The sequence below is a fragment of the Burkholderia sp. Se-20378 genome, assembly GCF_017104665.1.
Classification (GTDB): domain Bacteria; phylum Pseudomonadota; class Gammaproteobacteria; order Burkholderiales; family Burkholderiaceae; genus Burkholderia; species Burkholderia lata.
Window position 1 is genome coordinate 1 of sequence record NZ_JAAGPG010001136.1, and the last position, 968, is coordinate 968.

The 968-nt window shown below is 67.7% G+C and carries 2 protein-coding genes; both read left to right on the top strand.

Translation table 11 applies throughout. The features are described 5' to 3' along the window. A partial coding sequence (locus tag G3N93_RS40605) for a ComEC/Rec2 family competence protein (RefSeq protein ID WP_374196566.1) occupies positions 1-454 on the top strand: 454 nt, incomplete at its 5' end. Positions 455-644: 190 nt separating this feature from the next. After that, positions 645-968: alpha/beta fold hydrolase (locus tag G3N93_RS40610; RefSeq protein WP_206135586.1), on the top strand; the 324-nt coding region annotated here is incomplete at its 3' end.

Genomic DNA, 968 nt, shown 5'->3' on the forward strand with positions numbered 1-968 from the left:
GGACGGCGTCACGTTCACGATGCTGTGGCCGCGGGGCGGCCCGGGCACGGGCTCGTCGAACGGGCAGTCGTGCGTGCTGCGCATCGACGCGGGCGAGACGTCCGCGCTGCTGACGGGCGACGTCGATGCGCGCGGTGAACGCCGGCTCGTGGACGCCGCGCGAGACGCGCTGGCCGCGCAGATCCTGGTCGTTCCGCACCACGGCAGCCGCACGTCGTCGGTCGAGCCTTTCCTCGATTCGGTCGGGCCGCGCGTTGCGGTATTTCCTGTAGGCTATCGCAATCGATTCGGACATCCGCACCGGACGGTTCTCGCCCGTTACGAGGCGCGCGGGATCCCGCTGCCGCGCACCGATCGCGACGGCGCCGTGCGGTTCGACGTCGCGCCGGCTAACGGCGGGTTTGCCTTCGAGCGGCATCGCGACGTTCGGCGACGATACTGGATGGATCGGTGAGCGCGGCGAGAGCCTGCGTATCAGGAAACAAGGCCCGGGATCCGCGCACAATGCCGAAGCGTGGGCCCGGCAGAACGCGAAGCAAAAGACCGGGGTGAGCGTTGGAGCGCCAACTTCGGCCGACCGCGAAGCATGGGGCGAGAGTAAGTGTCAAAGCACTAGCTCTCGCCGACAAAGGAGACATCGGCGTTTGAAGGACATCCTCCACTTCTCGCACGCGAACGGCTTTCCGGCGTCGACGTACCGCACGATCTTCGCCGAACTGGCCGACGATTACGAGCTGCGCTACATCGAACGGATTGGCCACGACCGCCGCTACCCGGTGACGCGCGACTGGCCGCATCTCGTCGAGCAACTGCTCGACGACATCGGCAGCCGCTACGAACGTCCCGTCTGGCTCGTCGGCCATTCGCTCGGCGGCTACCTGTCGCTGATGGCCGCGCTGAAGAAGCCGCAATGGGTGCGCGGCGTCGTGATGATCGATTCGCCGATCATCGCGGGCTGGCGCGCCGGC